The 4139-nt window shown below is 72.0% G+C and carries 4 protein-coding genes; 2 read left to right on the top strand and 2 right to left on the bottom strand.

What is annotated here, in order from left to right; genetic code table 11:
- Window positions 1–1128, top strand: a complete 1128-nt coding sequence (locus G6019_RS16665; protein WP_182628105.1) for a CaiB/BaiF CoA transferase family protein — start codon at window positions 1–3, stop codon at window positions 1126–1128.
- A gap of 58 nt (window positions 1129–1186) precedes the next feature.
- Here the strand turns inward: G6019_RS16665 and G6019_RS16660 are convergent, their stop codons facing one another.
- Together G6019_RS16660 and G6019_RS16655 are read right to left on the bottom strand one after the other, a co-directional pair.
- A complete protein-coding gene (locus tag G6019_RS16660) occupies window positions 1187–3007 on the bottom strand; it encodes an FAD-binding dehydrogenase (RefSeq protein WP_182612441.1) in 1821 nt (606 codons plus the stop codon).
- A gap of 17 nt (window positions 3008–3024) precedes the next feature.
- Window positions 3025–3753 carry an AAA family ATPase gene (locus G6019_RS16655; RefSeq protein ID WP_231750511.1) on the bottom strand — a complete coding sequence of 243 codons (729 nt, stop codon included), beginning with the start codon at window positions 3751–3753 and terminating at the stop codon, window positions 3025–3027.
- A gap of 23 nt (window positions 3754–3776) precedes the next feature.
- Between G6019_RS16655 and G6019_RS16650 the strand changes: the two genes are divergently transcribed.
- The coding region (locus G6019_RS16650) for an MBL fold metallo-hydrolase (protein WP_182612442.1) at window positions 3777–4139 on the top strand (363 nt) is incomplete at its 3' end.

Genomic DNA, 4139 nt, shown 5'->3' with positions numbered 1-4139 from the left:
GTGCGGGACGAGGCCGCCGCGGCGCCGCACGGCGGACCCCTGGCAGGACTCCGGGTGGTGGAGATGGAGGCCATCGGGCCGCTCCTGCACGCGGGTCTCATGCTGGCGGACCTCGGCGCCGAGGTGATCCGGGTGGTGCGACCCGTCCCCGTGGGGGCCGACGACGGCAACGACGACGCGAACGCGGGAATGCTCCGGGGCAGGACCGAGCTCGCGGTCGACCTGACCGAACCGGACGGCCTGCGCCGGGTGCGCGACCTGGTGGGCCGCGCCGACGTCCTGATGGAGGGGTCCCGCCCGGGAACGATGGAGAAACTCGGTCTCGGCCCCGACGTGTGGCAGCAGGAGAACCCGGGGTTGATCTACGGCCGCATGAGCGGCTGGGGACAGGAGGGACCGCTGGCCCGCGTGGCCGGACACGACATCAACTACCTCGCACTGTCAGGCGCCCTGGGGCAACTCGGCCCGGCCTCCGGGCCGCCCACACCACCGCTGAACCTCGTCGGCAACTTCGGCGGAGGGTCGATGTTCCTGCTGGTGGGGATCCTCGCCGCCCTCCACGAGCGGCAGCGGACGGGCCGGGGCCAGGTCGTGGACGCGGCGATGGTCGACGGCGCCGGTTCCCTGACGGGTCTGGTCCGATCGTGGCAACACTCCGGGCGATGGTCGTCCCGCCGGGGCACCAATCTCCTCGACGGCTCGGCACCGTTCTACCGGGCCTACGAGTGCGCCGACGGCGGGTTCGTCGCGGTGGGAGCGCTCGAGGACGTGTTCTATGACCGCGTCGTGCGCGGTCTCGGGCTGGATCACGCCGACCTGCCGAATCGCTGGGACACCACCAACTGGGACGCGCTGACCGCGCTCTTCGGTCGGTCGTTCGCCTCGCGTGACCGCGACGCCTGGGCCGAGGTCTTCGACGAGCTCGACGCGTGCGTCACACCGGTGCTCACACTCCGGGAGGCCACGCTCCACGACCACGCGGTCCGGCGGGAGTCTTTCGTCGACGCGGGGGGCTACCCGATGCCCGCCGCGGCCCCTCGGATGAGCACCTCCCGCGGAGCGGCACCGCCTCGAGCGCGGTCGGACATGGACGCGGTTCTGTCGCGGTGGAGGAATTCGCCCCGGTGAGGTCCGTGTTCCCGGTGAACGGCGGTGGCGCCCCGGGCCGGCGCCTCCGCCCCGGCGGTCAGACCTCCCGCGCCATCGCCCGCCCGGCCTTCATCCCGGAGAAGATGCAGCCGCCGAGGAAGGTGCCCTCGAGCGAGTTGTAGCCGTGGACCCCGCCGCCACCGAAACCGGCGACCTCCCCCGCCGCGTACAGACCGGGGAAGGGCTCCCCGTCCGGTCGCAGACACTGGGAGTCCAGCGTGGTCTCGATCCCGCCCAGGGTCTTGCGGGTCATGAGGTGCACCTTGATCGCGATCAGCGGGCCACCCGAGCCAGCAGCGGATCCCTTGCCGGCGCCCGAGTCCGCGAGCAGCTTGTGCGGCTTGGCGATGCGGGTGAGCTTGTCGGTGAGCACCCGGCGAGAGTTGTGGATGGCCTGCACCTGCGCGTCCTTGGCAAAGGGGTTGTCCATCTGGCCGTCCATCGACAGGACGAACTCACGCACACTCTCCACGTCGAGCTCGGGCTCGTCCCCACCGACCAGCTCGTTCATCCCGGCGACCAGCTCCTCCAGGGAGTCGGCCACCACCCAGTCCACGCCCTTCTCGGCGAATGCGCCGACCGACGCCGGCAGCCCCTTCTTGGCGCGGGACAGGAACTTCGTGACCACCTTGTCGGTCATCTCCGGATTCTGCTCGGAACCGGAGAGCACGAACTCCTTCTCCGCGATGGCCGAGTCCAGGACGAACCACGAGTAGTCGAACCCGGTCCGGCGGATGGCCTCGACGGAGGCGGTGGTGTGGAACCCCGGGAACAGCGGCACGGGCATCCGCGCGCCCGTGGCGTCCAGCCACAGCGTCGACGGGCCCGGGATGATGCGGATGGCGTGAGAGGGCCAGATGGGCGCGAAGTTGGCGACCCCCTCGGTGTAGTGCCACATCCGGTCGCGGTTGATGAGGTTCGCTCCCGCCGAGCCCGAGATCTCGAGCATGCGGCCGTCGACGTGCTCCGGGACCCCCAGGATGAGGTCCCGCGGCGCGTCCCCCATCCGGTCCGTCGGCCAGTACCGGCGCACAAGGTCCGGGTTGCCGCCGATCCCGCCCGAAGACACGAGCACGGCGCCGCCGCGGAACTCGAAGGTCCCGGTCTCCTCGCGGGGCGAGGACACCCCGCGGTCCAGATCGCACGGGACCAGGGTGGCCCCGCGGACGCCGACCGCCCGACCGTCCTCGACCACGATCTCGTCGACCCGGTGCCGCACCGCGAACCGCACCAGCCCCTCGGCGGCGGCCGCGCGAACCGGTTCCTCGAAGACCCGCACCACCTCGGGCCCCGTGCCCCAGGTCACGTGGAAGCGCGGCACGGAGTTGCCGTGGCCCCCCACGTCCCCGCCACCACGTTCCGCCCAGCCGACGGTGGGGATGATCTTGAGCCCCAGCGCGTTGAGGTACGTCCGCTTCTCCCCCGCCGCGAACTCCACGTACGCCCGCGCCCACCGACGGGGCCAGTGATCCTCCGGCCGGTCGAAGGCGGCCGACCCGAGCCAGTCGCGCCACGCCAGGTCCAGTGAGTCGTGAATGCCGATGCGCCGCTGCTCGGGGGTGTCCACCAGGAACAGGCCGCCGAGTGACCAGTACGCCTGCCCGCCCAGGTTCTTCTCGTTCTCCTGATCCACCACGAGAATCTTCTTGCCCGCCCGGCTCGCCTCGTAGGTGGCCACCAGCCCCGCCAGCCCGTGACCCACCACGATGATGTCGGGCTCGAACCCGGGTTCGGGAGCCGGGAGCGGCCCGGCGTTGGCCGCGGTCGAGGCGGACGGCGGGGCGTACGAGGGGTAGACGGGGCGGACGGGACGGGCCTCCCCGGCTGTGCGGCCGGGGCGCGACGAGAAGTTGGTCATGAGTCCAGTGTGCCGGGTCACTCCAGGAGATGACGCAGATACCGCTCGGGCGCCGCGAGATACCGGCGGTAGTGGTCCACCATCGCCAGGTCCTCCCAGCGGCGACGGCTCATCCCCTCCTCCGACAACTCGTATACCGCCGCCCCCGGCACGGAGGCCAGGATCGGCGAGTGGGTGGCCATGAGCACCTGGGTGCTCCGACGGCCGGCCAGGTCGAGCAGCAGCGCGACCAGCCGGAGTTGGGCGTCGAAGGACAACCCCGCCTCGGGCTCGTCCAACACGAACAGCCCGCCGCCGGTGAACCGTGAGTCCAGCAGGTCCCAGAACGCCTCGCCGTGGCTGCGCGCGTGGAAGTCCTGCCCCGGCCCCGTCGCCTGGAGGTAGGTGAACAGGCCGTGGAGGGTCTCGGCCCTCACGAAGTAGCCCCACCGGGGCGCCCCGCCCCCGCGCACCAGTCGCAGCGCGTCGTGCAACGGGGACTCCGACGCCCACGTCGAGTTCCGGGCGCCGGTGGACCCGCCCTCGGCGTTGAGGCCGAACGCCATGGCCACCGCCTCGACGATCGTGGACTTGCCGGACCCGTTCTCCCCCACCAGGACGGTGAGGGCGTCCAGCTCCAACCCTTCGCGCACCAGAGCCGATACCGCGGGGACCGAGTACGGCCACGACCCGGCGCGCGGCACGAGCTGGGGGTCCACCGTGACGCGGACCAGCGGCCGCGGGTCCAGCACGCCGTCTCGACTCACGCGGCCACGGTACCGTGGCCGACATGCGGATCCACCAGATGAACTGCGGGACGTTCGCCGGACGGGTGCCGACCCGCGTGCTGCTGGTGGAGGCCCCGGGGGGTCTGGTGCTGGTGGACACCGGTGTCGGGCTCCGCGACGTCGCGGACCCCGCCGCCCGGCTGGGCCCGATGAGGCACGCGATGCGCCCGCGGCTGGACGCGGCCGAAACGGCGCGTCGCCGCATCGAGAACATGGGACTGGACCCCCGCGAGGTGCGCCACATCGTGCTCACCCACATGGACTTCGACCACATCGGCGGTCTCGCCGACTTCCCCGGGGCGAAGGTGCACGTGGCCTCCGAGGCCCTGACGTGGGCGGTGCGCACCCCCCGCTGGATCGAGCGG

It is taken from the genome of Dietzia sp. DQ12-76 (assembly GCF_014145045.1).
Taxonomy (GTDB): Bacteria; Actinomycetota; Actinomycetes; order Mycobacteriales; family Mycobacteriaceae; genus Dietzia.
Note: the sequence above shows the minus strand (reverse complement) of the source record. Positions and strands in the feature narration are given on the sequence as shown.